This is a genomic window from Streptomyces sp. NBC_00461, from assembly GCF_036013935.1.
In the GTDB taxonomy this organism is placed as follows: Bacteria; Actinomycetota; Actinomycetes; order Streptomycetales; family Streptomycetaceae; genus Streptomyces.
In genome coordinates, this window is the sequence record NZ_CP107902.1 from 9070325 (window position 1) to 9096461 (window position 26137).

Genomic DNA, 26137 nt, shown 5'->3' on the forward strand with positions numbered 1-26137 from the left:
TCACCGGCCGCTCGCGACGAGGATTGGCGAGCCGCCCCCGCCTGCCGCACGCTCCAGCAGCCCGCGTGCCGCCAGCAGGGGAATCACTCCCTCCCCGAACCAGTACGCCTCCTCCAGATGCGGATACCCGGACAGCACGAAGTGCTCCACGCCCAGCGCGTGGTACTCCTCGATCAGGTCGGCCACCTCGGCGTGGCTGCCGACCAGCGCCGTACCCGCGCCGCCCCGCACCAGACCCACTCCGGCCCACAGGTTCGGGTGGATCTCCAGCTCGTCACGGGAGCCGCCGTGGAGGGCGAGCATCCGCTGCTGCCCCACCGACTCGCTCTTGCCCAGCGCCGCCTGCGCGGCCGCGATCGTGTCCGCGTCGAGGTCGTCGAGCAGCCGGTTCGCGGTCGCCCAGGCCTCGGCCGAGGAGTCCCTCGAAATCGTGTGCAGGCGGATCCCGAAACGGACGGTCCGGCCCTCCTGCTCCGCGAGCGACCGAATCCAGTCGATCTTCCGCTTCACCTGCGCCGGCGGCTCGCCCCAGGTCAGATAGACGTCCGCGTGCCGCGCCGCGACCGGCCCCGCGGCCTTGGATGACCCGCCGAAGAACAGCTGCGGCAGCGGATCGGGCGGCAGCGCCGTCAGCCCGCCCTCGACCTGGTAGTGCGTGCCGTCGAAGTCGTACGGGTGCCCGCGCCACACTCCTCGTACGACCGACAGGAACTCGTCCGTACGCGCGTACCGCTGGTCGTGGTCGAGCCCGTCGCCGAAACGGCGCTGCTCCGCGGAGTCGCCGCCGGTCACGACATTGAGCAGCAGTCGTCCCCGGGTCACTCGCTGATACGTCGCCGCCATCTGCGCGGCGAGTGTCGGCGAGATCAGTCCGGGCCGGAAGGCCACCAGGAACTTCAGCCGCTCGGTGTGCTGGGCCAGTGCGACCGTCGTCAGCCAGGCGTCCTCGCACCAGGTGCCGGTCGGAGTCAGCACCGCTTCGAAGCCCAACTGCTCGGCCGCCTTGGCGATTTGGGCGAGATACTCGATGTCGGGCGGGCGCACGCCGTTGACCTTGCGAGCGGCACCCAGCTCGTTCTGGGCGTACGCGTGCCGGTCGACGAGCGTACGGCCGTCACCGCCGGTCGGCAGGAACCAGTGCAGATGCACGGTCATGTCTCAGCCCTCCGACGCGCGGGCGGGCGTGGTCGAGGCCGGCAGCCTGCCGTTGTACCGCAGATCCACGAAGTCGGCGAAGTCCACCTTCTTCGGGATGAGCTTCAACTCGGTGAAGGCGTCGGCGATCTGCTGCTCGGACGCGATCAGCGGCTTGTCGACGGCGACCGAGATCCGGGTGGCGTTGGTGCGCTTCACGGAGGCCAGCGCAACGTCGTACGGCAGGCCGGTGTCCTTCGCCCAGACCTTCGCCCACTCCTCCTGGTGGCCGTAGACCCACGCCGTGGCCCGCCGCAGCCGCTCCAGATAGTCCTTGATGGCGGCGGCCTTCTTCTTGTCCTGGAGCGCGGTCGGAGCCGCCACCTGGAAGGTGAGCCCGTTGGTCACGCCGTCGCCGGTCGTGAGAACACGACCCTGCTTGCCCTGCAGGATCTGAGAGGTGTACGGGTCCCACACCGCCCACGCATCGACCTTGCCGGAGGTGAACGCGGCGAGCGCGTCGGCCGGCTGGAGGTACTTGACCTTGACGTCGCTCAGGCTCAGCCCGGCCGCCTTGAGGGAGGCGACCAGCTGGTAGTGCGCGGAGGAACCCTGCGCCACGGCCACCGACTTGCCCTTGAGGTCCTGGGGTTTCGTCAGCTTCGAGCTGTTCGGTACGAGGATGGCGTCGCCCTTGGACGTGCCGTGGAAGGCGGCCACCACCGTGATCTTCGAGCCCGCGCCCGCGGCGAAGACCGGCGGGGTGTTGCCGACGCCGCCGATGTCGACGGCCTTGGCGTTGACGGCCTCCAGCAGCGGCGGGCCGGAGGTGAAGGTGGACCACTTGATCTTGTAGTTCAGGTTCTTCAGCTCCCCGGCGGCGCGCAGGATCGCCTCGGAACCGCCCTTCTGGTCACCGACGTTGAGGGTGAGGGAGCCCTTGCCGTCGGTCGCGCCGCCCACGTCCGTCGACGAGTTCCCGCCGCAGGCAGTGAGCAGGAGGGCGAAGGGGAGGAGGAGTGCGGCGGGGACGAGGCGTCGTCGCATCATGGATCCGTTCTGTGTAACTGGAGGCGGGATAAGGCGAGTTCAGGTGGCGAGAGGGGAGTTCAGGCGGCTTTGGCGGCCGTGTCGACGCCGAGCCGTTCCAGCAGTCCGGCACGGAGCTCGGCGAACCGGGGGTCGGTGATGTCACGGGGGCGGTCGAGGTCGATGTGCCGCTCGTGCGCGATGACGCCGTCGTCCATCACCAGGACGCGGTCCGCGAGCAGGACGGCCTCCTCGACGTCGTGCGTGACCAGCAGCACCGCGCAGCCCCGGCGCTGCCACAACTCGCCCACCAGACGCTGAGCCTTGATACGGGTGAGTGCGTCGAGCGCGCCGAACGGCTCGTCGAGCAGCAGCAGATCCGGCTCGCGCACCAATGCCCTTGCGAGGGAAGCGCGTTGGGCCTCGCCGCCGGAGAGGGTCTTGGGCCAGGCGTCGGAGCGGTGGTCCAGGCCCACCTCTTCGAGGGCCTGTTCGGCGAGGGAGCGTTCGGGCTTGCCGGGCAGACCGAGCACCACATTGCGCCACACCCTCTTCCACGGCATCAGCCGCGGCGCCTGGAAGGCCACCGCCTTGCGGCGCGGTACCAGGACCGTGCCCACGATGTCGCGGTCGAGGCCCGCCAGGATGCGCAGCAGGGTGGACTTGCCGCAGCCACTGCGGCCGAGCAGGGCGACGAACTCGCCGGGCCGGACGTCGAGTTGGAGGTTGTCGATGACGGCGCGGCCGTCGAAGGAGCGGGTCAGCCCGTCGACGCGTACCGCCGTCTGCGGGGTCACCGGCCGGTGAACGTCGGTCGCCATTGCAGCAGCAGCCTTTCGAGGGAGCGGACGATGAAGTCGGCGAGCAGGCCGAGGAAGGCGTAGACGATCAGGCAGACCACGATCACGTCGGTGCGCAGGAAGTCCCGTGCCTGCACCATGAGGAAGCCGATGCCGGAGTCGGCGTTGACCTGCTCGGCGAAGACGAGGGCGAGCCAGGCGACGCCGAGGGAGTAGCGCAGCCCGGTGAGCGCGCCGGGCAGTGCCCCCGGCAGTACGACGTGCCGTACGAGACCCCAGCGCGACAGCCCCAACGACTCGCCCGCCTCGATGAGTTGGGCGTCCACGCCGCGGATGCCGGCGTACACGTTCAGGTAGAGCGGGAACGTCACGCCGAGCGTGATGATGGCGACCTTCGGGGCCTCGCCGATGCCGAACCAGATGATGAACAGCGGGATCAGACCCACGAACGGCACGGTCCGCAGCATCTGCACGGGCGCGTCCACGAGGTCCTCGCCGATCCTGAACAGGCCCGAGGCCAGGGCGAGTCCGGTCCCTACGACGGTGCCCAGCAGCAGCCCGAACGCCACGCGCTGGAGCGAGGTGCCCATGGCGGAGGCCAGAGAGCCGTCGCCGATCAGATCTCCGGCCACCTGGGCGATGCGACCCGGCGGGGCGAGCACGTTCGAGGCCAGCGCGCCGGTGGCGCTGAGGAGTTGCCACAGACCGAGCAACAGGAGGGGTCCCGAGGTGCGGCGCAGCCAGCGCGGGACTCGTGTGCGGCGGGAGGAGGCGGGGACGATGGGGGTCAGGTCGAGGGAGGCCTGGCCGTGGGCGTCGCCCTCCGCTTCCTTGGATGCCGATATAGCCGGAATATCGGGTTTGGAGGAGTCGGGCGGGGCATGACTGATGCTCATGAGTGCTCCACGAGGAGGAGAGCGGCCGGTGAGGGCGGGAGAGCGGGAGAAGGCGTGCGTCAGTGCCGCCACGTCACGACTGGGCGTACGGGCAGGGCGAAGCGCAGGTGGAGCGTGGAGTGAAGGGAGAGAAGCGCGTCAGCAGCCGCGACAACAGGCGGCGGAGGCCACCCGCAGCAGGTCGATGTGACCGCGCGTGGTGAGCATGACTGAACGCAACATGCGGCGAAAGTAGCCAGGCCGCCGATGTACGGTCAATGGTGTCTCGCCAAGTGGACCACTCGTATTGGCCGGTGAGCCGGCGTTGAGCCGCGAAACCCGGCGTATGGGCCAGGATGGGGGCATGTCAGATGCCTTCACCACCCGAGTGCTGAACGTCGCCACCGGCTCCACGGAGAGGGTCGTCGACCTGACCCGTGACTGTGAGGCCTTCCTGCGGGAGGCTGCCGCCGGCCGTGACGGCCTCCTCAACGTCTTCGTCCCCCACGCCACCGCCGGAATCGCGATCATCGAAACGGGCTCCGGCAGCGACGACGACCTGATCGCCGCGCTCCACTCCCTCCTCCCCGCGGACGACCGCTGGCAACACCGCCACGGCAGTCCCGGCCACGGCCGCGACCACGTCCTCCCGGCCGTCGTCCCGCCCCACGCGACGCTGCCGGTGCTGGACGGCAGGCTGGAGTTGGGGACGTGGCAGTCGGTCTGTCTGGTGGATACGAACAGGGATAATGCGGAGCGGAAGGTGCGTTTCTCGTTTCTTGCGGGCTCCTGACTGCAACCTCGGTCTCTGGGCGACTCATTTCCTCCGTACCGGAGCCCAGGTTCAACCCTGAACAACAAGCGCCCAGGGACGGCCTGCGACCTGCCCGCCGTTCTCGGGATCCACCGGTTGGAGCCGGGGCGAGCGGCGTACGCGAGGGACATCGTCGTTGTGGAGAAGGCGCTCGAGGTGACGATCGGCGATGGCGGCGCGGTACTGCTGCGCTCCGGACACGTCCGGCGCCGCGAGGAACTCGGCGCCTGGGACCCCGACACGGCCGGCGCGGGCTTTCATGTGGACGCCCTGCCGCTGCCGGCCGAGCGTGGCATCGCGCTGCTCGGCGGAGACGGCGACAGTGACGTACGGCCCTCACCCGTGGACGGCGTGCACTCGCCGGTCCACGCCCTGGCTGTGGCCGCGATGGGGATGCCACTGCTGGACAACTCCGACCTGGAAGCGCTGTCCGCCGCGACCGCGACGGCGGGGCGCTACGACTTCATGCTCGTCGTGGCGCCGCTGAACGTCCCGGGCGGGACGGGCTCGCCCGTCAACCCGGTCGCGGTCCTGTGACGCCGATCCGGTCCGGTCACCGTGTGTGAGGGGCCTTGTGAACGGTGACTCGCGCCTCTAATACCCGTATCCTCATCCATACCAGACATTTCGGAAGAGTTGACTGTCGAAGGCACGAGTGAGGCGGAGCGTGGTTCGGGCCGGCGAAGATCCGATACCGGCGGGGCGTGCGCCAGGCGGCACGGGGCCCGCCAGTTTCCGTGAGCGGTTCCTGCAGGGTGAGCCGGTCGAGACGGGTGTGCGCACGTCGATCCTGGATTCCTGGCGGCGCTGCCGGACCCTGGGGCTGTCGCCGGACCAGTCCGACCTTCCCTTCCGGGAAGACTTCGAACCGGACGGACGGATCGTCCGCGCGGCCGTTCCGGTGCTCGACCGGCTGCAGGCCACGTTCGCCGGCAGCGCGATGAACATCTCCGTCGCCGATGCGAGCGGGACGGTTCTCCTGCGCCGTTTCGGAGAAGCGTCGCTGGCCAGAATTCTCCCGGCCATCCAGAGTGTCCCCGGGTTCGTGTTCGCCGAGAAGGTCGCAGGTACCAACGGCATCGGTCTCGCCCTGGCCGAGCGCCAACCCATCCGGGTCTACGGTGCCGAGCACTTCGCCGAGCGCTCCCAGGGCAGTGCCTGCCGCGCGCTTCCCGTCCGCGACCCGCTCAGCGGCCGCATCGAGGGCGTCCTGTGCTTCGGCTATCCGCGCAGCGCCGAGGACCCGGCGCTGGACACCGTGATACGCAAGGCGGCCGAGACCATCGAGCGGCGGCTGCTGGGGCAGAGTTCCTCGCCTGAGCGCGCTCTGCTGCGGGCGTACCTGGACAGCGGAGCCGAGGCCGCCGCAGGTTTTCGGCACCGCATAGGGGTGCGGGAACTGGCCGTGGAGATGAGCCCCCGCGACCGGGCGATCCTCATGGAGAAGGCCGCCGAGCTGATCGCCTGCGCGCAGCGGGCCTGTGTCGACGTGCCCCTGTCCGACGGCCGTCGGGTCACGCTCGTGAGCCGGCCGATGACGAGTGCCTCCGGAGTGGAGGGCTTCGCCATCGAGGCCGTTGTCCCCGGTCCCTCACCGCGCGAGCCCCTCGCCTTCCCACATCAGGTCCACGAGCCGCTGGGCCTCCCTGCAGAGCTTGCCGTCGCCACCTCCCTCACGTTCTCCGGGGCTGTTCCCGACGTGGCGCCCGGGCGGCTCCACGTCACCCCGCCGTCTGAGTATCTTCCCGGCGCGGAGCACGGCCCTGTCGCCGTGGGCGTCGAGCGCGTCACGGCCGGCGACGGCACGACGGACGAGCACTCCGACTCCCCGCCCCCGGCGAGACGGCTCATGATGGTGGGGGAGCCGCACGTGGGGACCTACGCCCTGGCCGCGCGCCGCCGCCTGGAATTGTTGTCCGAGGCCGGCGTCCGCATAGGCACCACCCTGGATGTGCGCAGTACCGCCCGGGAGCTCGCCGAGTCGGCGGTGCCGCAACTGGCCGACTTCGTCACCATCGACCTGCCGGAAGCCGTGCTCCGCGGCGAGGAGTCCGCCGATCCCCGCAGTGACCTACGCCGTACGGTGGTCCACGGCATCCATGACGACTGTCCCTTCCAGCCGGTCGGCAAGCAGGTCGACTACGGTCCGACGATGCCGCAGTCACGGTGTCTGACGAGCGGCCAGGCAGTGCTGGAACCGGACCTGAAGGCTGCCGCGGGCTGGTTCGGGCAGGACCCTGAGCACTCCGCACAGCTGCTGAGCCACGTCCACTCTCTCATCGCGGTGCCCCTGGTCGCCCGCGGCGCAGTCCTGGGCGTGGCCGGCTTCTACCGCGCGCAGGACTCGCCACCGTTCGGGGACGACGACCGGTTGCTGGCCCAGGAACTGGCCGCCCGTGCCGCACTGTCCATCGACAACGCCCGGCGGTACACGCGCGAACGCGCCATGGTCCTGGCCCTGCAGCGCAGCCTGCTCCCGCACGGTGTGCCGGACCAGGACGCCGTCGAGGTCGCCCATCGCTACCTGCCCGCCGAATCCGACGTGGGAGGGGACTGGTACGACGTCATACCCCTGTCCGGCAGCCGCATCGGGCTCTTCGTCGGCGACGTCGTCGGCCACGGCATGCTCTCCGCCGCCACCATGGGGAGGCTGCGCACGGCCGCCCGCAGTTTCGCCGAACTCGACTTCCCCCCGGACGAGGTCCTCACCCACCTCGACAAACTCGTGGGACGCCTGGACCGGGAGGACCCCGGCGCCGTGGACGCAGGCATCATCGGCGCGACCTGTCTCTACGCCATCTACGACCCGACCACACAGCAGTGCACCATGGCCCGCGCCGGCCATCCCCCGCCCGCTCTGGTCCGCCCCGACGGCACCGTGTGGTTCCCCGACCTGCCCGCCGGACCGCCGCTCGGCCTCGGCGGTCTGCCGTTCGAAGCCGCCGAGCTCGACCTCCCTGAGAACAGCCAGCTGGTCCTCTACACCGACGGGCTCATCGAGGACCGTCACCGCGACGTCGACGTGGTCCTCGATCAGCTGCGCGCCACGCTGGCCCAAGCGAACGGCACGCCCGACGAGACCTGCGAGGCGGTACTCGACACGGTGGCCCCCGCCCACCCCTGCGACGACATCGCCCTGCTCGTCGCCCGCACCCACGCCCTGGACCCCCAGCGGATAGCCACCTGGGACCTGCCCGCGGATCCGGCCCTGGTCAGCGAGGTCCGCGCCTCCGCCACCCGGCAACTGACCGACTGGGGAATCGACGAGGCCGCGTTCGCCGCCGAACTGGTGCTCAGCGAGCTGGTCACGAACGCCATCCGCCACGGCGCAGGGCCCATCCGGGTACGGCTGCTCCACGACCGCACCCTGATCTGCGAGGTCTCCGACACCAGCAACACCGCCCCGCACCTGCGCCGAGCGGCCAGCACCGACGAGGGCGGCCGCGGCCTGTTCCTCGTCGCGCAGCTGACGCAGAGCTGGGGCACGCGCTACACCCAGCAGGGCAAGGTCATCTGGGCCGAATGCGGGCTCGCGGGGGCCTGAGGCGCCGGCCCCGGCGATTCGCTGCTCCGTTGGGGTCACAGAGAGCGGCCACATGTCGGAAAATGTGCAACATGTGCCGCTAATGTCACTGATGCACATCGGGAAGAACACGACAGGTCCAACCCCGGAGAGGTCCGTGCACGAGGCCCACGACACCTCTGCGCATGCGGTCCCGCCCTTCGGGGCGGAACCTCTGGTCCGTGTCCGCGGACTTGCCAAGCGCTTCGGGGGAACCCTCGCGCTCGCCGGGGTCGACCTCGATGTCCACGCCGGCAGTGTCCTCGCCCTCCTTGGTCCCAACGGAGCCGGGAAGTCCACGCTCATCAAGGTGCTCGCCGGCGTCCACCACGCCGACTCGGGGCAGGTCACCGTGGCCGGGCACCCGCTCGGGAGTCACGCCGCTTCCCGGCACATGTCCTTCATCCATCAGGATCTCGGCCTGGTGGAGTGGATGACGGTAGCCGAGAACATCGCTCTGAGCACCGGGTATCCGCGCCGCGCCGGACTGATCTCCTGGCGGCTCACCCGAGAACACTGCACCGAGGCCCTGCGGGCCGTCGCCGGACATCTCGACCCCGACACGCCGATCTCCCGCCTCGCCCCGGCCGAGCGTTCGCTTGTCGCCGTCGCACGAGCCCTGGCGGCACGGGCGAGACTCATCGTCCTCGACGAGCCGACCGCCCGCCTGCCCGCCGCGGACTGCACCCGGCTGTTCCGGGTGCTGCACACCCTGCGCGACCGGGGGCACGGCATCCTCTACGTCAGCCATCGCCTGGACGAGGTGTACGAGGTCGCCGACACCTTCGCCGTGCTGCGCGACGGACGCGTGGTCAGCCACGGCTCGCCGGCGAGCCACACTCCTGCCCGCCTGGTGCGCGCCATCACCGGCGAGGGGCCGACCGATCACCGCCCCGCCACCAACCCGGCCGGCGGCCCGGCCATCCTGACCCTGGACGGGGTGCGCACCCCCGACGCGGGACCGGTCAGTCTGGAGCTCAGGCGGGGGGAAGTCCTCGGCCTGGTCGGCCTCACGGGCGCCGGACACACGGGCCTCGCCCGAGCCCTTGCGGGCGCCCGGCCGCTCCTCGGCGGACGGGCCCTTCTCGGCGGTCGCCCGTACCATCCCCGTACGGTCGCGGACGCCGTCGGACGGGGTGTCGCCCTCGTACCCGGTGACAGACAGCGGGAGGGTTGCCTCGCCGAGCTGACCGTACGGGAGAACCTCCTGGCCAACCCCCGGGCGGGAGGCATGTCGGCGCTGTGCTGGATCAGCCCCCGCCGCGAACGCGCCGAGGCCGGCACCCTGATCGAACGGTTCTCGGTGCGTCCCGACGACAGCGAGGCTGCCATCGCCACCCTGTCCGGGGGGAACCAGCAGAAGGTCATGATCGGCCGGTGGCTGCGGCTGGCCCTGCGCCTGCTGATCCTCGAGGAACCGACGGCGAGCGTGGACATCGGTGCCAAAGCCGCGATCCACCGCCTGCTCGACGAGGCGCTCGCCGCCGGCCTCGCGGTCCTCCTCATCTCCAGCGACTTCGAGGAGGTCGCGGGCGTGTGTCGGCGCGCCCTGGTCTTCGTCCGCGGATCCGTGACGACCGAGCTGACCGGCCCGGCCCTCACGGTCACCGAACTCACGCGGGCGGCTTCGGCCCTGCCCTCCTCCGGAACCGCGGCGAATCCGTGACTGGCTCCCCCTCCCCGGCTGCGCCCCCGCCACGGCCGCGTCGCTCGGGGCCACCGAGGCGACTCGCCCGACTGCACGGCCGTAGCGGGCAACTCATCGGCGCCTACGGCCTCCTGACCCTTACCGCCCTGCTCTTCCTGATCTTCTCCCTCACTCTGCCGCGTACCTTTCCCACCCGGGACACCGTCGACTCGATCCTGTCCAACCAGTCGATCCCGGCCGTCCTCGCGCTCGCCGCGATGGTCCCCATCGTGACCGGCGCGTTCGACCTCTCCATCGGCTACGGTCTCGGCCTGGCGCACGTCATGGTGATGCAGCTCGTCGTGGGCGACGGATGGCCCTGGCCGCTCGCCTGCCTCACGGTGATCGCCGGAGGGGGTGTCGTGGGCGTCCTCAACGGTGTCGTCGTCGAATTCGGGCGGATCGATTCGTTCATCGCCACGCTCGGAACCGGCAGCATGATGTACGCGGTGACCGGATGGGTCACCGGCGGCGGCCGGATCGTCCCCGGCCCGCAAGGCCTCCCGGCCGCCTTCACCGACATCTACGACTCGACGTTCCTCGGCCTGCCGGTTCCCGCCTTTTACGTGCTCGCGCTCGCGGTCGCCCTCTGGGTGGTTCTGGAGCGGCTGCCGCTCGGCAGGTACCTGTATGTCGTCGGGTCGAACCCGCGCGCCGCCGACCTGGTCGGCATCCCGACCCGCAAGTACACCGTCTACGCCTTCGCCGCGTCGGGACTGATCGTCGGCTTCGACGGAGTGCTGCTCGCGGCCCAGCAGCAGATCGGCAATCCCAGCGTCGGCCTCGACTACCTGCTGCCCGCGTTCGTCGGGGCCCTCCTCGGCTCCACCGCCATCAAACCCGGGCGCCCCAACGCCCTGGGCACCCTCGTCGCCGTCGCCGTCCTCGCCGTCGGCCTCACCGGCATCGCCCAGATGGGCGGCGATTTCTGGACGGTCCCGTTGTTCTACGGCGGCACCCTGCTCCTCGCCGTCGGACTGGCCGGCTACTCCGCTCGTCGCCGACTGCGCACCGGCGCGGTCGTCGCCCGCGATTCGCCCGCCGTGACACAGGACGAAGGCACGCCGGGCAGCCCTCCATGACCCACGCCGCGGGCACCGCCAGAGTGCCCGGGCGGCATCCTCCGCAAGGAGCTTCCGTGCACCGCAACCGCAACACCCCCACCGTCCGCAACGCGCGGTCCACTGCCACCGCCCTGGTGGTCGCGGTCTTCGTGCTGGCCGGCTGTGAACGCGGCTCGTCGAGCGGCCCGGCGCACTCCACCTCGGGTCCGAGCGGCTGCCCCGCGGCCCAGACCAGGGCCCAGGCCGCCGTCAGCCGGGCGGAGCGGACCGACATCCCCTGGAACGGTCCGACCAGCGGTCCCACCGCGGTGGCCGGCAAGAACATCGTCTACGTCGCCCAGACCATGACCAATCCCGGAGTCGCGGGCGCCGCGGACAGCGTGCGGAAAGCCGCGCGCGTCATCGGCTGGCACGTCCGGGTGATCGACGGTGGCGGCACCCCCGCCGGCATCCAGGCGGCGATGAGCGAGGCCGTGGACGTCAGACCCTCGGGCATCGTCATCGGGGGCTTCGACCCGGGCTCGACCTCGCAGCAGCTGGCGCGTGCGAACGCGGCAGGCATCCCGCTCATCGGCTGGCACGCGGTCGCGTCCCCCGGCCCCAGCCGGCGCCCCAGGCTCTTCACCAACGTCACCACCAAAGTCGAGGACGTGGCCAGAGCCAGTGCGCAGTGGGTCATCTCGAGCTCCGACGGCACAGCCGGGGCCGTGGTCTTCACCGATGCCTCGATCCCCTTCGCCAAGTACAAGTCCGACCTGATCAGGAAGGAGCTGGCCACCTGCGCGGGGGTAAAGCTGCTGGCGTACGAGAACATCCCGATCCCGGATGCCAGCAGCCGCACGCCCCGGGAGATCTCCTCACTGCTCTCCCGCTTCCAGGAGAGGTGGACCCACTCCGTCGCCATCAACGACCTGTACTTCGCCGATGCCGCCCCGGCGTTCCGCGCGGCCGGCAAGAAGGGTTCCGGCCCGCCCTTCAACATCGGCGCCGGCGACGGCGACCCCTCCGCCTTCCAGCGCATCAACAGCAAGCAGTACCAGGCGGCCACCGTGCCAGAGCCGCTGTCCCTGCAGGGCTGGCAGATCGTCGACGAGTTCAATCGCGCCTTCTCCGGCCGGCCGGCCAGCGGGTATGTGGCCCCCGTCCACATCAGCACGGCCGACAACAGCCACGGCGCCACGACCTGGGATCCGGCGGGATACCGGGAGGCGTACCGGAAGATCTGGGGCACGTGACAGTGGCGGCAGGGACTGGTCAACGTGGCGGGGCGTACTCGGTGAGCAGGAGCGCGACGTCGTCCGCCCTGTCGGGGGAAGCGTGGCAGGCATCCCGCAGCAGCCCGTCGGCCAGATCGTCCAGGCCACCCCCGCCAAGCCGGGCCAGCGACCCCCGGAGTCGCTCGACGTCGGAGCCGATGTCCGAGTCGCGCCTCTCGATCAACCCGTCCGTATAGAGGGCCAGGACCGTCCCGGGAGCGAGACGCAGCTCCGACTCCGGAAAGCGTGCCGTCGCGTCGATGCCGAGCAGTGGGCCGCCGGGCACATCCAGGATCTTGGTGCGCCCGTCGGGCAGGCGCAGCAGGGGCGGGAGATGGCCCGCGCGGACGATGCGCACGATCCCCGAGCGGGGATGCAATTGGGCGTAGCAGCAGCTGGCGAGGAGCACCGGGTCAAGGTCCATGTGGAGCCGGTTGGTGCCGGCGGCGACGTCGCTCGGTCGGTGGCCGGCGGCGACGAATGCCCGCATGGCGCTGCGCAGTTGTCCCATGGCGGCCGCGGCGGGGACGTTGTGCCCCTCGACGTCCCCGACGATCAGTGCGACTTCGTCGCCGGTGGGGATGACGTCGTACCAGTCGCCGCCGATGTCCATCCCCCTGGTGCCCGGCAGATAACGCCCGGTGACGTGCAGCCCCGGCAGAGTGGGCAGCCGGTGCGGCAGCAGCGCGTCCTGCAGGCCGCGGGCGAGGGCGAATTCGGCGTCGTAGAGTCTGGCGCGTTCCAGCGCCTGGCCGATCAGGCCGCCCAGCGCGGTGAGGACTCCGCGCTCCTCGTCGGGGAACCGGTGGATGTCGTCGAAGCCGAGAATGCAGGCGCCGACCGGGTGGTTCGAGGCGATCAGCGGCAGGAACGCCCAGGAGTTGGTGTGACCCACCATGATCCCGGGGTAGCTCTCGCGGAGCTGCTCCCGGGACTCGACGAACAGCGGGACCCCGGAGGTCAGGGCGTCCGTCACGGGCAGCCGGGCGTGCAGCGGGGTGCCTTCGAACCGGGCGAGAAAGCGTTGCGAGTAGCCGCGCTGAGCGAGCAGGTGCAGGCGCTGTTCCTCCACCACGGCGATCGCCAGCTTCTGGCCGCCGAAGGCCGGCAGCAACTGTTCGGCGACGGCATCGAACACCTCGTCCGCGGTGGCCGCCTCGGTGAGGGCGCTGCCCAGCGTGAGCACCCGGTAGAGGGAACCCACGCGCGGGGCCGCGGGCGGAGGCGCCGAGGAGATGGGCGGCCCCTCCACGGTGACTGGTGCACCGGGTCCGGTGCCGGCCGGTACGGGCTGCCGCACTCGTGAGGCCCATCCCGTCATGCCCTGAGCGCCCGGGTGGAGGGAGAAGACCAGCCACTCGTCCGGCGGGCGGCGGACCAGGAAGGAGACCGGTTGCTGGGAGACGGCGGCGGCCCGGTAGCGGTCCTCGTACACGGGATCGGCCAGCCAAGGCAGGATGTCCCAGGGGCGCCGGCCGAGCAGTTCGTCCTGGCGGACCCGCAGCAGATCCTCCAGGCTGTGGTTGGCGTAGGCGAGGCGTCCGTCGGGAGAGAGCGCGAAGAAACCGTCCGCGAGCCGCTCGATCGCCGCCACGGCGGCCATGCCGCTCCCGGAGTCCAGCACGGCGCCGACCAGGTGGCAAGAGGCCTCCGAGTCGTCGGGGCTCTCCGGTACCCGGCCCCACAGCTCGACGACGCGGTGTCCACCATGGCCGTCCAGGATGCGCAGGCGGTGCGCCAGTAGGTGTCCCTCCTCGACCGCGGCGCGGGCGGCGGATCCAAAACCAGGCAGATCCGCCGGCTCGATGTAGGCCGTCAGTGTGGCCACCCGACCGTCGAACGCGCGGGGCGCAATCCCGAAGATCGCGCACAGCTCGTCGTCGGCAGTGAGGGCTCCGGTGTCGAGGTTCCAGTCGAACAGGCCCACCCGGATCGCCGGAGCGCACGGCAGCGGGACCAGTACCGGAGCCGTTCGCTCGTCGTACTCACCGAGCGTGCCGCGGGCCCGCAGTCCTGCGAGGGCGGTGCCCAGCCGGTCGGCGGCGGAGCGCAACTGCCCGCGCTGCGCCCTCGACAGTCCTGTCCCGTCCGGCCTGGGCGTCCACACCACGGCGATGGCGCCGAAGGTCCGCTCGCCCGCCCGTACGGGGACCGATGCAGAGCCGAACGGGTAGGGCAGGGCGATCGAGAGCTGGGGGAAGCGCCGCATCGTCTCCTCCGCGCCGGCCAGGTGGACCATGCGCCCGGAGCGGCACGCCTCCGCCACCGGCATACGGCTGTTGACCGGGATCCGACGCCACCCGCTGAGCAGGGAGGGCGGTGTCCCGCAGGACGCGGCCACGACGAGCGAGCGATGGTCGCCGGAGAGCAGGAGCACGCTTCCGGTATGTGCTCCGGTGACCTCCACGGCATGGACCACGGCCCTCACCAACGCGTCGTCGCGCTCGGGCGCTTCGCCGACACCCGCGGCGCTGAGCGGGTATGAGCTCGATGCCATACCGTTGGCCGACACGCTGCCCTCGATCGTCCATGGAGTGCTTTTCCCAGTTTAGGGTCATTTGCACCTCTCTGTGGATGGATGTCGGGCTGGTATGGGTGAGCCGATTTTGTCCCCGCAGGCCAGACGGAGCGGGGGAACGTTCGCCAGGTTGCCCGATCATGAGCGAGAGCGAGTCGGCCGCCCCAGCGGAAGCTCCTCTCGCCACGGATGCGGGCGTGCTCGCGCCGTTGGGGCGGCCGGCACCTCGGGGGTCGGGCGTTGGCTGCGTGTCCTGGCGGAGTGCTGGATGCGGCCCGTATTGCAAGAACCGAGCCGTGTGTACTCGCCCTCAGGGGTCGAGCAGAATCTCCTGGAAATGCTGGACGTGGTCCTGTCGTGGATGCAGGGTTCCCGACGAGTTGGAAGCTTCTCTGAGCCAGGGCGCCCTGGAGCCGCCCATGGACTGTCAACTGTGGGCCCTCAAGCTGAACCAGGGGTTGCCCTAACGGAGTTTGGTGGATCCGAACAAGGACAACGCCCATCGAAAGGTGCGTCTGAGCTTCCTCGCGGGCGGCTGACTCCGGAGCGCGCGGCTTGGCTGCCTGTGAACCGAGCGTCGGTTTTAGACAATTGTGGCGCGTGTTTTGCCGGCCCTTGCGTTGTCCGCTTCGCCACACGGACCTAGCCTCCCCTGCGGAACCGTGGGAGGGCCGGCATGCTGAAGACCGTCCGAGAGCAGGCAACAGGTCTTACCAAGGATCAGCGCAACGCCTTCGTCGCCGCCTATCTGGGCTGGGCGATGGATGCCTTCGACTATTTTCTGGTGGTTCTCGTCTACAGCGAGATAGCCGACGACTTCCATGTCTCCCTCACCGACATGGCTTTCCTCACCACCGCGACCCTGGTGATGCGTCCGGTCGGTGCCCTGCTCTTCGGCATGTGGGCGGACCGCAGAGGCCGCCGGCTGCCGCTCATGGTCGACGTGGTCTTCTACTCGATCGTCGGCTTCGCGTGCGCCTTCGCGCCCAACTACGCCGTCCTGCTGGTCCTTCGCCTGCTGTACGGCATCGGGATGGGCGGTGAATGGGGCCTGGGTGCGGCGCTGGCCATGGAGAAGATTCCCGCTGAGCGGCGGGGCTTCTGGTCGGGCCTGCTGCAGAGCGGCTACTCGCTGGGATACCTGCTCGCCGCCGTGGCCTTCTTCGGCATCGAACCCACCTTCGGCTGGCGGGGGTTGTTCGCCTTCAGCCTGGTACCCGCGCTGGTCGCCCTGTGGGTGCGCACCCGGGTGGAGGAGAGCGAGGTGTGGGAGAAGAGCGTCCGGCTCAACCGCACTCCCGCCTACCAGGTGTTCAGGAACCCGGCGGTGCTGCGCCGCTTCGTGTACCTGGTGGCGCTGATGACCGCCTTCAACTGGATGTCGCACGGCACTCAGGACGTCTATCCGACCTTCGTCAAGAAGGGTCTGGGCCTTTCCCCGGACACGGCCATCGCCATCGCGGTGGTCTACAACATCGGCGCCATGATCGGAGGCGCGCTGCTCGGTGCCTTCTCCGAAAGGCTGGGGCGCCGCCGCACGATCATGATCGCGGCGGCCGGGGGCCTGGCGGTGGTGCCGTTCTTCGTTCTGTCCACCGCCGTCGGCTGGTTGATGCTCTCCGCCTTCCTGATGCAGGTGTGCGTACAGGGAGCCTGGGGTGTCATCCCCGCGCACCTGACAGAGATGAGCCCGGACGCGATCCGAGGCTTCTACCCGGGCGTCACCTACCAACTCGGCAACCTGATCGCCGCCCTCAACCTGCCGCTCCAGGAGGCCATCGCGGACCGTCACGGCTATCCCGCGGCGATGACGTGGACCGTGGTGCCCGCCCTGGCCGTGGTGATCGCCCTCAGTGCAGTCGGCAAGGAGGCCAAGGGCATCCGCTTCGGTGGCACGGGCCTCCAGACGCCGAGCACGGCACCGGCCGACACGGTCTAGTTCCGGTGCTCGAATGCTCGAACGACACACCGACGGTGTCGGTACTGCGTGACGTAAGTCGTACGAACTGCCTTCAGATGCCCACGTCTTGCCGGAGTGTCCTCGCGGGGTCCCTTCGGCGCCGGCGGCAGCCGCCGTACCCCCTTCTGCTTCACGCACCGTGGTGAGAATCCACGGAATCACCGTGTGTCACCCGCCAATTGCGAACATTTCGCCCTAACTTCCATGGCTGTCGAAGGCGATCTTTCGCGATCGCATCCACTTCACTCCATCGGAGAGAACATGCACATGCTCCGCAAGGCTGCCGTTCTGGTCGTCGCCCTCGGGACCGTCGGGTTCCTGAACGTCGGCGCAGCGCAGGCCCACGGGGGCCAGGACGGCGGCGGTCAAGGCGGCGTGTTCACCGTCCAGCAGAGCACGACTTGCCGGTCCCACGACCTGAACATCGACATCCTCGGCGCGGTCGGACTGCTCAACGGCGTCCTGGGCGGCGCGCTCAACGGCGAGGGCAACCCGGGCGCCCAGGAGGACCACCTGGGCTCGACCATGGGCTGCAACAACGCCGTGGGGAAGTAGGCGGCAGGTCAGACCTTCCCCGGTGCCCGGCCACAGGCCGGGCACCGGGCTTTCTTGTGTCGCGCCGTCAGATCGGAGTGTCGTTCCTTGCCTTAACGCCTCTCGCCGTACTCAGACCCCGCTCAGATCCGCTTTCCGCACCCATTGGGCTGCCCACCGGGTGACAGGCGGGTGAAGCCTGAGCCGCCGTCCGATTCGCGGGGCATGCATGAGGACCGCGGCCCGATCCGGCCGGTCGCGGACAAAAGACGTGCTGGAGGCGAGAGTGATGAACGAACGAGTCGACCTGGCCGACAACCACACCATCAGGGTCCCGGTCCTCATCGTCGGCGGTTCCCTGGTCGGCCTGTCGACCTCGTTGTTCCTGGGACGGCTGGGGGTGCGCCACGCCCTGGTGGAACGGCACTCCGGCACCTCCATCCACCCGCGCGGCCGCGGCAACAACGTCCGCACGATGGAGGTGTTCCGGGCGGCGGGCGTCGAGTCGGCGATCCATGAGGCCGCCGCCACCCTGGCCGACAACCACGGCATCCTGCAGGCGCCCACCTTGGTCGGCGACGCGGGCGAGTGGCTGTTCCGGGAGATCGACCCCGGCGGTGGACTGGCCCGCTTCAGCCCCAGCGCATGGTGCCTGTGCAGCCAGAACGACCTGGAGCCGGTCCTGCTCGACCACGCCAGGGCCCTCGGCGGCGAGCTGCGGTTCTCCACCGAACTCATGTCGTTCGAGAGCGACCCCACCGGCGTCACCGCCGTGGCCAAGAGCCGCGAGACCGGCGAGCACACCACCATCCGCGCCGACTACCTCGTCGCCGCCGACGGCCCCCGCAGCCCCGTCCGTGAGCAGCTCGGCATCGGTCAGAGCGGTCCGGGCGACCTGTTCCACAACGTCAGCGTCACCTTCCGCTCCCGCCGTCTCGCCGACGTCGTGGGCGACCGCCGCTTCATCGTCTGCTATCTGACCAGCCCGGACGCCGACGGCGCGCTGCTGCCGGTGGACAACCGCGAGAACTGGGTCTTCCACGCCCCCTGGCACCCCGAACACGGCGAAACGCTGGAGGAGTTCACCGACCAGCGGTGCATCGAGCACATCCGCCGCGCGGTCGGGGTGACCGACCTCGACGTGGAGATCACCGGCCGGGCGCCCTGGCACGCCGCCCAGCGCGTCGCCCGCAGCTACCGCTCCGGACGGGTCTTCCTGGCCGGTGACTCGGCCCACGAGATGTCGCCCACCGGTGCCTTCGGCTCCAACACCGGAATCCAGGACGCGCACAACCTCGCATGGAAGCTGGCCGCGGTCCTCGGCGGCTGGGCGGGGGAGGGGCTGCTGAACTCCTACGACGCCGAGCGCCGTCCGGTGGCGGAGGCGACCAGCGCCCGCGCCGCCGACCGTTCGGCCGAACACAGTCACCCCGGATTCACCCCACCGCCGGGTGCGGGCGGCGGCCGCCAGCGAGGCATCCTCAACGTGGCGCTCGGCTACCGGTACCCGCAGGGCGCGGTCGTCGGCGCCGATCCCGCCGCAGCGGTCGTACCGGAGAACCTCGACCTGAGCGGTGCGCCCGGCACCAGGGCGCCCCACCTGTGGGTGAAGCGCGGAGGTGAACGGATCTCCACCCTCGACCTCTACGAACGGACCCCGGTCCTGCTCAGCGACGCCGGTGACCCGAGCGGATGGCACGAGGCCGCCACCCGCCTCGCCGACGAGATGTCGGTCCCCGTCCGGTCGTACCGAGTGGGTGCCGGACCCGAGGCCGAACTGGTTCCGGAGGGCGATGTGGACTGGGCGGAGCGCCACGGCACGACACGCGGTGGCGCCGTCCTCGTACGGCCGGACGGGTTCGTCGCGTGGCGGTCGTCCGGGCCGGATCCGGATGCCGGATCGGCGCTGCGCAGGGCCCTGGAAGGCGCTCTGTCACTGGCCTGATCACCCGTTGGGCACAGTCCCGGGTGAGCTGTGCCCGCTTCACCCGGGTGATCGTCCCGACTGGTGGCCGGGCCACGTCTGGCTGACGGTGGATCACGTCGGGGCCCGGTCAAGACAGCTGACCAAGTCCCAGCTGCCGGGCCTGACGGAAGGACCATCAGATGCGCTCTGCTCGCATGATCCTGGCGACAGCGGCGGCCTCGGCCGTCCTCGCCATCGGTGCACCCGGCGCGTACGCCGCCGGGGGCGACTGGGATCACGACGACTCTTCGTACGGCGACGGCTCTTCGCACGGCAAGGAGCACGGCCAGGACACCAAGCACGATTCCCCGCACGGCGGCATGCACACGGGTGGTGGCGCGCTCACCGCGGTGAACGACCGCGACGACTGGGCCACCGCGAAGGACCCGAAGACGGACCCGGAGACCTACAAGGACAAGGACGGCGAGCACGGAAAGGACTCCTGGGGCGGCGACCACGACAGTGACGGTGGCCGCGGCAACGACTCATGGAGTGGCGGACACGAGAAGCCCAGCGGCGGCATGCACACCGGCGGCGGAGGCCTTGCCACACCGTCGGCGACCGCGGGCGGACTGGCGGTACTGGCCGTCGCCGCGACCGGCCTCTATGCGGTGCGCCGCAAAAAGCTGGCCGGAAGCCCGGCCTGATCCATGCCTGATGCGATAGCGCAGCCGCGGCCGCCACCCGTTTGCCCGTGTGGCGGCCCGGCTCGCTGTTCGCATCCCCGGTCCGCCCCGCTGCCGTGCCCGATTGAGGTGATCTCCGATGGCAGCCCCCCCTTCCCCCACCGGTGACGAACCGGTGCCCACCGGCCAGGGATCGTCCCGCTCGGGGGCGATGATGATGTGCGCCGCGGCCGGCCTGCTGCTGGCCGCGAGTTTGATCAGCGGCCAGGGCGAGTCGACCGACGAGTCCAGCCCGCCGGGCGGCCCCCAGTCCGCGGCGACGGCCCCGCAGGCCGCAGATTCGCTGCCGCGGTCGGCCGTGTCGGCACCGCCCGCCGGGCAGCCGGCGGGGAAGCATCTGCCCCGGTCCAGGCCCGTGCGCCTGCGCATTCCGAAGATCTGGGTCGACGCCCCCTTCACCGACCTCTACATCGGCTCGACCGGACAACTGGAGCCACCTCCCGCGGCCGACACCAACCTCGTCGGCTGGCACGTCAAGGGAGCATCCCCAGGCGAGGCCGGAACCGCGATCATCGCCGGTCACGTCGACACCAAGACGTCCGCGGCGGTCTTCGCGAACCTCGGCGAGCTGCGGAAGGGCGACCGGTTCTCCGTCCTGCGGGCCGACGGGCGCACCGCGAACTTCCGGGTCGACGGCGTGGAGACCTTCGACAAGTCGAACTTCCCCAGCGACCGCGTGTACGCCGACACCCCGCAGGCCCAGGTGCGGCTCATCACCTGTGCGGGTGACTACGACCGCTCGGTCCGGGACTACACGGACAACCTGGTGGTCTTCGCCCATCTCGTCTGAGCATCACCCGCGTAGTGCATACGAGTCGCGCTCTTCACGGGACGGGCACACGATCGAGGAACGCTGACGCCGCATCACCGCGGCTCGAACAACCACTTCCGCCTCCGCGAAGGAGATGTGCGCAGGATGACCACCACGTCCGAACGTGTTTCCGGCCCGCTGACCCAGCAGGTGTCGCCACGTGTCTCCCAGTCCGTGTTCGACGGCTCCAGACTCAGGGTCGTCCTGCTGGTGGACGTCTACGACGGAGCCCAGCAGCAGTTCCTGGAGGCGTACGAGCTCCTGTGCAACCAGGTCGCGTCCGTTCCCGGGCACGTCAGCGACCAGCTGTGCCAGTCCATCGAGAACCCCTCCCAATGGCTCATCACCAGTGAGTGGGAGAGCGCCCCGCCGTTCCTCGCATGGGTGAACAGCGAGGAGCACGTGCGGATGGTGGAACCCCTGCACAGCTGCGTGCGGGACACCAGGTCGCTGCGCTTCCACATCGTCCGCGAGACGGGCGGACCGGCCGTGGACACCAAGGCCGGCAAGCGCCGGCTCCAGGCGTCGCCCAGGATCGGCGACGGCATCATCCGCCACGCACTCACCTTCACCGTCAAGCCGGGCAGCGAGGAGACGGTCGCGAAGATCCTCGCCGACTACGCCTCGCCCGACCCCAAGGTCGATGCCGCCACCCGGCTGTGCCGCACGTCGCTGTTCATGCACGGTAACCGGGTGGTGCGGGCCATCGAGGTGCGGGGCGACCTGCTCGCCGCGCTGCGCCACGTGTCCCGGCAGCCCGAGGTGCGCGCGGTCGAGGAGGCCATCAACCCCTACCTGGAGCAGGACCGGGACCTGAACGACCCCGAGTCCGCCCGCGTCTTCTTCACCCGTGCGGCCCTGCCCGCCGTGCACCACGTGACGGCGGAGCAGCAGGACGCGCGGGCCGAGCGGTACGCGCTGTCCTACCCGGCCCGGCCCGGCTGCGGCATGCGCCTGGCCGAGCTGCTGGCCCGGCAGGACGAGGCGGCGGCGGACGACCCGCGCAGCCCGGTCCTGCGCAGCACGATCTTCCAGCGCGATGACGTCGTCGTACGGCTGATCGACGTGCACGGCGGCCTCGACGCCGCCGACCCCGCGCTGGCTCTCGGCCTCCCGGACCCGGGTCAGGCCGCGGAGCTGATGACGTTCACCGGCGACGCGTCCGCACCGAAGGACGGCGAACTCGCGCGCTACGTCGGGCTGGCCCGTATGGACCTCGTCACCGACCGCCGCTCGCCCGACGCCTGATCTGCCGTCACACGCCCGTGGCGGCGGCCACACCCCCACGTCGATGCAGGACCTGAACGGAGGAACGTCGTGATCACATCCCGTCCCAGAATCGTGGATCTCAGCGAGGTCGAGCCCAACCGTCGGCGCGGCGGCGATCTGCGCGCCATGCTCACCCCGGCCACGGTCGGCTCCACCAGCGGATTCATGGGCGTCGCCATCGTCGAGCCCGGCGACCGCATCGGTGAGCACTACCACCCGTACTCCGAAGAGTTCGTGTACGTCGTGTGCGGGGAGCTGGAGGTGGACCTGGACGGCGTGCCGCATACGCTGCGGCCCGAGCAGGGGCTCATGATTCCCGCCCACATGCGCCACCGCTTCCGCAACGTCGGCAACGTGGAGGCCCGCATGGTCTTCCACCTCGGCCCGCTGGCCCCGCGCCCGCAGCTCGGCCATGTCGACACCGAGGAGACCGAGCCCGTCGCCGAGGTGCATTCATGACGAGACGGGTGGCCGTCACCGGCATAGGCATCGTCGCACCGGGCGGCATAGGCGTACCGGCCTTCTGGGACCTCCTGGCGGCCGGGCGCACGGCGACGCGGGGCATCACGTTCTTCGATCCGGCCGGTCTGCGTTCGCGGATCGCCGCCGAGTGCGACTTCGACCCGTCGGAGCACGGGCTGGACGCCGGGCAGACCGAACGGTGCGACCGGTACATCCAGTTCGCCCTGGCCGCCGGGACGGAAGCGGTGCGGGACGCCGGCCTCGAACTCGACCGGGAGGACCCCTGGCGGGTCGGCGTCTCCCTGGGCACCGCGGTCGGCGGCACCACACGACTGGAGCACGACTACGTGCTGGTCAGCCACGGCGGGCAGCGCTGGGACGTCGATGCCCAGCAGGCAGAGCCGTACCTCCACCGCGCGTTCGCACCGAGCACGCTCGCCTCGACCGTGGCGGAGCGGTTCGGGGCGCGCGGGCCGGTGCAGACCGTCTCCACGGGCTGCACCTCGGGGCTCGACGCGGTCGGGTACGCCTTCCACACCGTGGAGGAGGGCCGGGCCGACATCTGCATAGCCGGCGCCTCGGACTCGCCGATCTCCCCGATCACCATGGCCTGCTTCGACGCCATCAAGGCCACCTCCGCGCACAACGACGATCCCGCGCACGCCTCGCGTCCCTTCGACGCCGACCGCGACGGGTTCGTCATGGGCGAGGGCGGCGCGGTACTCGTCCTGGAGGAACTCGAACACGCCCGGGCCCGTGGCGCACACGTGTACTGCGAGCTCGGCGGCTACGCGACCTTCGGGAACGCGTACCACATGACCGGTCTGACCCGTGAGGGCCTGGAGATGGCGAAGGCCATCGAGGCCGCCCTCGACCACGCCAGGCTCGACGGCACGGCGATCGACTACGTCAACGCCCACGGGTCGGGCACCCAGCAGAACGACCGCCACGAGACCGCCGCGGTGAAACGGGCCCTGGGCCCGCACGCCTACGACACGCCGATGAGTTCCATCAAGTCCATGGTGGGCCACTCCCTCGGCGCGATCGGCGCGATCGAACTCGTCGCGTGCGTACTGGCCCTGGCGAAGCAGACCGTCCCGCCGACCGCCAACTACGAAACGCCGGACCCCGAGTGCGACCTGGACTACGTCCCGCGTGAGGCCCGCGCCCGGAAACTGAACAGCGTGCTCTCGGTGGGCAGCGGGTTCGGCGGCTTCCAGTCCGCGGTGGTCCTGTCCCGGCCGAGGGAGAAGACACGATGAGCGAACCCTATCCACGGCGCGCGGCCATCACCGGAATGGGCGTGGTCGCGCCCAACGGCTCCAGCACGGAGACCTTCTGGAAGTCCACCAGGGAGGGCATCAGCGTCCTGGACCGGGTCACCCGCGAGGGCTGCGAGCACCTGCCGCTGCGGGTGGCGGGCGAGGTCCGCGACTTCGACCCGTCGGCCGCGGTGGAGGAACGTTTCCTCGTCCAGACCGACCGGTTCACGCACTTCGCGATGGCCGCTGCCGACCTCGCGTTGGACGACGCCCGTCTCGGCCGGACCGAGACCGACGACTCCCCGTTCTCCGTGGGTGTGGTCACCGCGGCCGGCTCCGGCGGCGGTGCGTTCGGACAGCGGGAACTGCAGCAGCTGTGGAGCAAGGGCAGCCGGTTCGTCGGCCCGTACCAGTCCATCGCCTGGTTCTACGCGGCAAGCACCGGCCAGATATCCATCCGCCGGGGCTTCAAGGGGCCCTGCTCGGTCGTCGCCAGCGACGAGGCCGGCGGTCTGGACGCCCTCGCGCACGCGGCGCGTGCCGTACGGCGCGGCACCGACGTGATCGTGGCCGGCTCGACCGAGGCGCCGCTCGCCCCCTACTCCGTCGTCTGCCAGCTCGGCTACGAGGAGCTCAGCACCGCGGACGACCCGACCCGTGCCTACCGCCCGTTCACCTCCGCGGCCTGCGGATTCGTCCCTGCCGAGGGCGGCGCCATGCTCGTGGTGGAGAACGAGGCGTCGGCCAGGGAACGGGGCGCGCGTGTGCAGACGGTGCTCGCCGGACACGCGGCGACATTCACCGGCGCCTCCCGCTGGGAGCAGTCCCGGGAGGGGCTCGCCCAGGCCATCCGGGGCGCCCTGGACGAGGCCGGCTGTGTCCCCGAGGAGATCGACGTGGTTTTCGCCGACGCCCTCGGAGTGCCGGAGGCGGACCGCGCGGAGGCCCTGGCGATCGCCGACGCGCTCGGCGTGCACGGCACTCGCGTGCCCGTCACGGCGCCGAAGACCGGCATCGGCCGGGGCTACGGCGCGGCGCCCGTGCTGGACGTCGCGGCGGCGGTTCTCGCGATGGAGCACGGCGTGATCCCCCCCACCCCCAACGTCTTCGACATCTGCCACGACCTCGACCTCGTGACCGGCCGGGCCCGTACCGCCGAGTCACGTACGGCGCTGGTCCTGAGCCGGGGACTCATGGGATCGAACTCGGCGCTGGTGCTGCGGCACGGCGCCACCGACGCCTCTAGGTGAGGCGCCGCGCAGCAGTAGAGGAGCAAGCGCATGACTGACCGCATCACCGTGGAAGAGCTGGCCGAACTCATGAAGAAGTCCGCCGGCGTCACCGTCGCCCCGGAGGAACTCCGCGAAGGCGACCCGGGCTTCGACACCCTGGGTGTCGACTCGCTCGGTCTGCTGGGCATCGTCGGCGAACTGGAGAACCGGTACGGCACACCGATGCCGCCCGACGCCGAACGCTCCAAGACGCCCCGTCAGTTCCTCGACCTCGTCAACAGTGCCCTCATGACAGGAGCGTGAAATGACCGGACACACGCAGAACGAGATCACCATCGCGGCGCCCCTGGACCTGGTCTGGGAGATGACCAACGACCTGGAGAACTGGCCGCGGCTGTTCAGCGAGTACGCCTCCGTCGAGGTGCTGTCCCGGGAGGGCCGCAAGACCACCTTCCGGCTGACCATGCACCCGGACGAGAACGGCACCGTGTGGAGCTGGGTCTCGGAGCGCGAACCCGACCGCGACACGCTCAGCGTCAAGGCCCGCCGGGTCGAGACGGGGCCCTTCGCCCACATGAACATCCACTGGCAGTACGAGGAGGTGGCGGCCGGCACGCGGATGGTCTGGACGCAGGACTTCGCGATGAAGCCGGAAGCACCGGTCGACGACGCCTGGATGACCGACAACATCAACCGGAACTCCAAGGTCCAGATGGGCCTGATCCGGGACCGCATCGAGAAGGCCGCCGCCGAGCGCGGGGCCACACCGGGTCTGACCGACTGAGCCGGACGAAGGACGGAGAGCAGTCCCCATGCACCAAGCTCTGATCGTCGCCCGAATGGCTCCGGGATCGGCACCCGACATCGCCAAGGTGTTCGCGGAGTCCGACCGGGGAGAGCTGCCGCACCTCGTCGGGGTGGTCCGTCGCAGCCTCTTCCAGTTCGGCGATGTGTACATGCACCTCATCGAGTCCGAGCGCGAGCCCGGTCCCGCCATCGCCAAGGTCACGCAGCATCCCGACTTCCGGGACGTCAGCGAACGGCTCACCGCGTACGTCAGCGCGTACGACCCCGAGACCTGGCGTTCCCCGAAGGACGCCATGGCGCAGCGCTTCTACCTCTGGGAGCGCGACCCGGCAGGCTGAGCCTGCCGGACATCACCGGTGGCCGGGCCCGCGACGCTGCGGGACCCGGCCACCGGTGGTCTGTGCGGATG

General features: G+C 70.4%; 23 protein-coding genes and 1 pseudogene. 18 read left to right on the plus strand and 6 right to left on the minus strand.

Annotated elements, in window-relative coordinates:
• The 5 genes from OG870_RS42055 to OG870_RS48330 form a co-directional block, all read right to left on the minus strand.
• Positions 1–1155 carry an LLM class flavin-dependent oxidoreductase gene (locus OG870_RS42055; protein ID WP_327692058.1) on the minus strand — a complete coding sequence of 385 codons (1155 nt, stop codon included), beginning with the start codon at positions 1153–1155 and terminating at the stop codon, positions 1–3.
• 3 nt (positions 1156–1158) lie between these two features.
• Positions 1159–2181, minus strand: coding sequence for an ABC transporter substrate-binding protein (locus OG870_RS42060; protein WP_266527669.1), 1023 nt, complete (start codon positions 2179–2181; stop codon positions 1159–1161).
• Between the two features lie 62 nt (positions 2182–2243).
• Positions 2244–2984 carry an ABC transporter ATP-binding protein gene (locus OG870_RS42065; RefSeq protein ID WP_266526866.1) on the minus strand — a complete coding sequence of 247 codons (741 nt, stop codon included), beginning with the start codon at positions 2982–2984 and terminating at the stop codon, positions 2244–2246.
• Positions 2957–3859, minus strand: a complete 903-nt coding sequence (locus OG870_RS42070) for an ABC transporter permease (protein WP_266841681.1) — start codon at positions 3857–3859, stop codon at positions 2957–2959. The genes OG870_RS42065 and OG870_RS42070 overlap by 28 nt, the downstream gene beginning before the upstream one ends.
• Positions 3860–3997: 138 nt before the next feature.
• Complete coding sequence (locus tag OG870_RS48330) at positions 3998–4204, minus strand: putative leader peptide (RefSeq protein WP_354006198.1); 207 nt, start codon at positions 4202–4204, stop codon at positions 3998–4000.
• Between OG870_RS48330 and OG870_RS42075 the strand changes: the two genes are divergently transcribed.
• The 6 genes and pseudogenes from OG870_RS42075 (at position 4203) to OG870_RS42100 (ending at position 12200) form a co-directional block, all read left to right on the plus strand.
• Positions 4203–4631 carry a secondary thiamine-phosphate synthase enzyme YjbQ gene (locus OG870_RS42075; protein ID WP_266526862.1) on the plus strand — a complete coding sequence of 143 codons (429 nt, stop codon included), beginning with the start codon at positions 4203–4205 and terminating at the stop codon, positions 4629–4631. The genes OG870_RS48330 and OG870_RS42075 overlap by 2 nt on opposite strands.
• A 75-nt stretch (positions 4632–4706) precedes the next feature.
• A pseudogene (locus OG870_RS42080) lies at positions 4707–5189 on the plus strand (cyclase family protein); the annotation flags it as partial.
• Positions 5190–5319: 130 nt separating this feature from the next.
• On the plus strand, positions 5320–8196 hold the full coding sequence (locus OG870_RS42085) for a SpoIIE family protein phosphatase (RefSeq protein ID WP_266841683.1): 2877 nt from the start codon (positions 5320–5322) through the stop codon (positions 8194–8196).
• Between the two features lie 136 nt (positions 8197–8332).
• Entirely contained in the window at positions 8333–9880 is a 1548-nt protein-coding gene (locus tag OG870_RS42090) for a sugar ABC transporter ATP-binding protein (protein WP_266586981.1), read from the plus strand.
• Complete coding sequence (locus tag OG870_RS42095) at positions 9877–10983, plus strand: ABC transporter permease (RefSeq protein WP_266526845.1); 1107 nt, start codon at positions 9877–9879, stop codon at positions 10981–10983. The genes OG870_RS42090 and OG870_RS42095 overlap by 4 nt, the downstream gene beginning before the upstream one ends.
• A gap of 56 nt (positions 10984–11039) precedes the next feature.
• Positions 11040–12200, plus strand: coding sequence for a substrate-binding domain-containing protein (locus OG870_RS42100; protein ID WP_266586985.1), 1161 nt, complete (start codon positions 11040–11042; stop codon positions 12198–12200).
• A 19-nt stretch (positions 12201–12219) separates the two neighbouring features.
• Here the strand turns inward: OG870_RS42100 and OG870_RS42105 are convergent, their stop codons facing one another.
• Positions 12220–14718 (minus strand): SpoIIE family protein phosphatase, encoded by a 2499-nt coding sequence (locus OG870_RS42105; protein ID WP_327692059.1) that lies wholly within the window; start codon positions 14716–14718, stop codon positions 12220–12222.
• Positions 14719–15415: 697 nt separating this feature from the next.
• Here OG870_RS42105 and OG870_RS42110 point away from each other — a divergent pair.
• The 12 genes from OG870_RS42110 (at position 15416) to OG870_RS42165 (ending at position 26066) form a co-directional block, all read left to right on the plus strand.
• Entirely contained in the window at positions 15416–16678 is a 1263-nt protein-coding gene (locus OG870_RS42110) for an MFS transporter (RefSeq protein ID WP_266586989.1), read from the plus strand.
• 282 nt (positions 16679–16960) lie between these two features.
• Positions 16961–17254, plus strand: coding sequence for a hypothetical protein (locus OG870_RS42115; protein WP_266526829.1), 294 nt, complete (start codon positions 16961–16963; stop codon positions 17252–17254).
• Positions 17255–17522: 268 nt separating this feature from the next.
• Entirely contained in the window at positions 17523–19178 is a 1656-nt protein-coding gene (locus tag OG870_RS42120; RefSeq protein ID WP_266586991.1) for an FAD-dependent oxidoreductase, read from the plus strand.
• Positions 19179–19339: 161 nt separating this feature from the next.
• The gene (locus OG870_RS42125; RefSeq protein WP_266526823.1) at positions 19340–19846 is read left to right on the plus strand and encodes a hypothetical protein; all 507 of its coding nucleotides are present in this window, start codon (positions 19340–19342) and stop codon (positions 19844–19846) included.
• A gap of 118 nt (positions 19847–19964) precedes the next feature.
• On the plus strand, positions 19965–20675 hold the full coding sequence (locus OG870_RS42130; protein WP_266526820.1) for a class F sortase: 711 nt from the start codon (positions 19965–19967) through the stop codon (positions 20673–20675).
• Positions 20676–20801: 126 nt separating this feature from the next.
• Positions 20802–21944, plus strand: coding sequence for a SchA/CurD-like domain-containing protein (locus OG870_RS42135; RefSeq protein WP_266586993.1), 1143 nt, complete (start codon positions 20802–20804; stop codon positions 21942–21944).
• Between the two features lie 69 nt (positions 21945–22013).
• Entirely contained in the window at positions 22014–22424 is a 411-nt protein-coding gene (locus tag OG870_RS42140; protein ID WP_266526814.1) for a cupin domain-containing protein, read from the plus strand.
• Positions 22421–23689, plus strand: coding sequence for a beta-ketoacyl-[acyl-carrier-protein] synthase family protein (locus OG870_RS42145; protein WP_266526811.1), 1269 nt, complete (start codon positions 22421–22423; stop codon positions 23687–23689). Before OG870_RS42140 ends, OG870_RS42145 begins: the two co-directional genes overlap by 4 nt.
• On the plus strand, positions 23686–24939 hold the full coding sequence (locus tag OG870_RS42150; protein ID WP_266923243.1) for a ketosynthase chain-length factor: 1254 nt from the start codon (positions 23686–23688) through the stop codon (positions 24937–24939). The genes OG870_RS42145 and OG870_RS42150 overlap by 4 nt, the downstream gene beginning before the upstream one ends.
• A gap of 30 nt (positions 24940–24969) precedes the next feature.
• The gene (locus OG870_RS42155) at positions 24970–25224 is read left to right on the plus strand and encodes an acyl carrier protein (protein WP_266526805.1); all 255 of its coding nucleotides are present in this window, start codon (positions 24970–24972) and stop codon (positions 25222–25224) included.
• Position 25225: 1 nt separating this feature from the next.
• Positions 25226–25705, plus strand: coding sequence for an SRPBCC family protein (locus tag OG870_RS42160; RefSeq protein ID WP_266526802.1), 480 nt, complete (start codon positions 25226–25228; stop codon positions 25703–25705).
• A 28-nt stretch (positions 25706–25733) separates the two neighbouring features.
• Positions 25734–26066, plus strand: a complete 333-nt coding sequence (locus OG870_RS42165) for a TcmI family type II polyketide cyclase (RefSeq protein WP_266526799.1) — start codon at positions 25734–25736, stop codon at positions 26064–26066.
• Positions 26067–26137 lie beyond the last annotated feature (71 nt).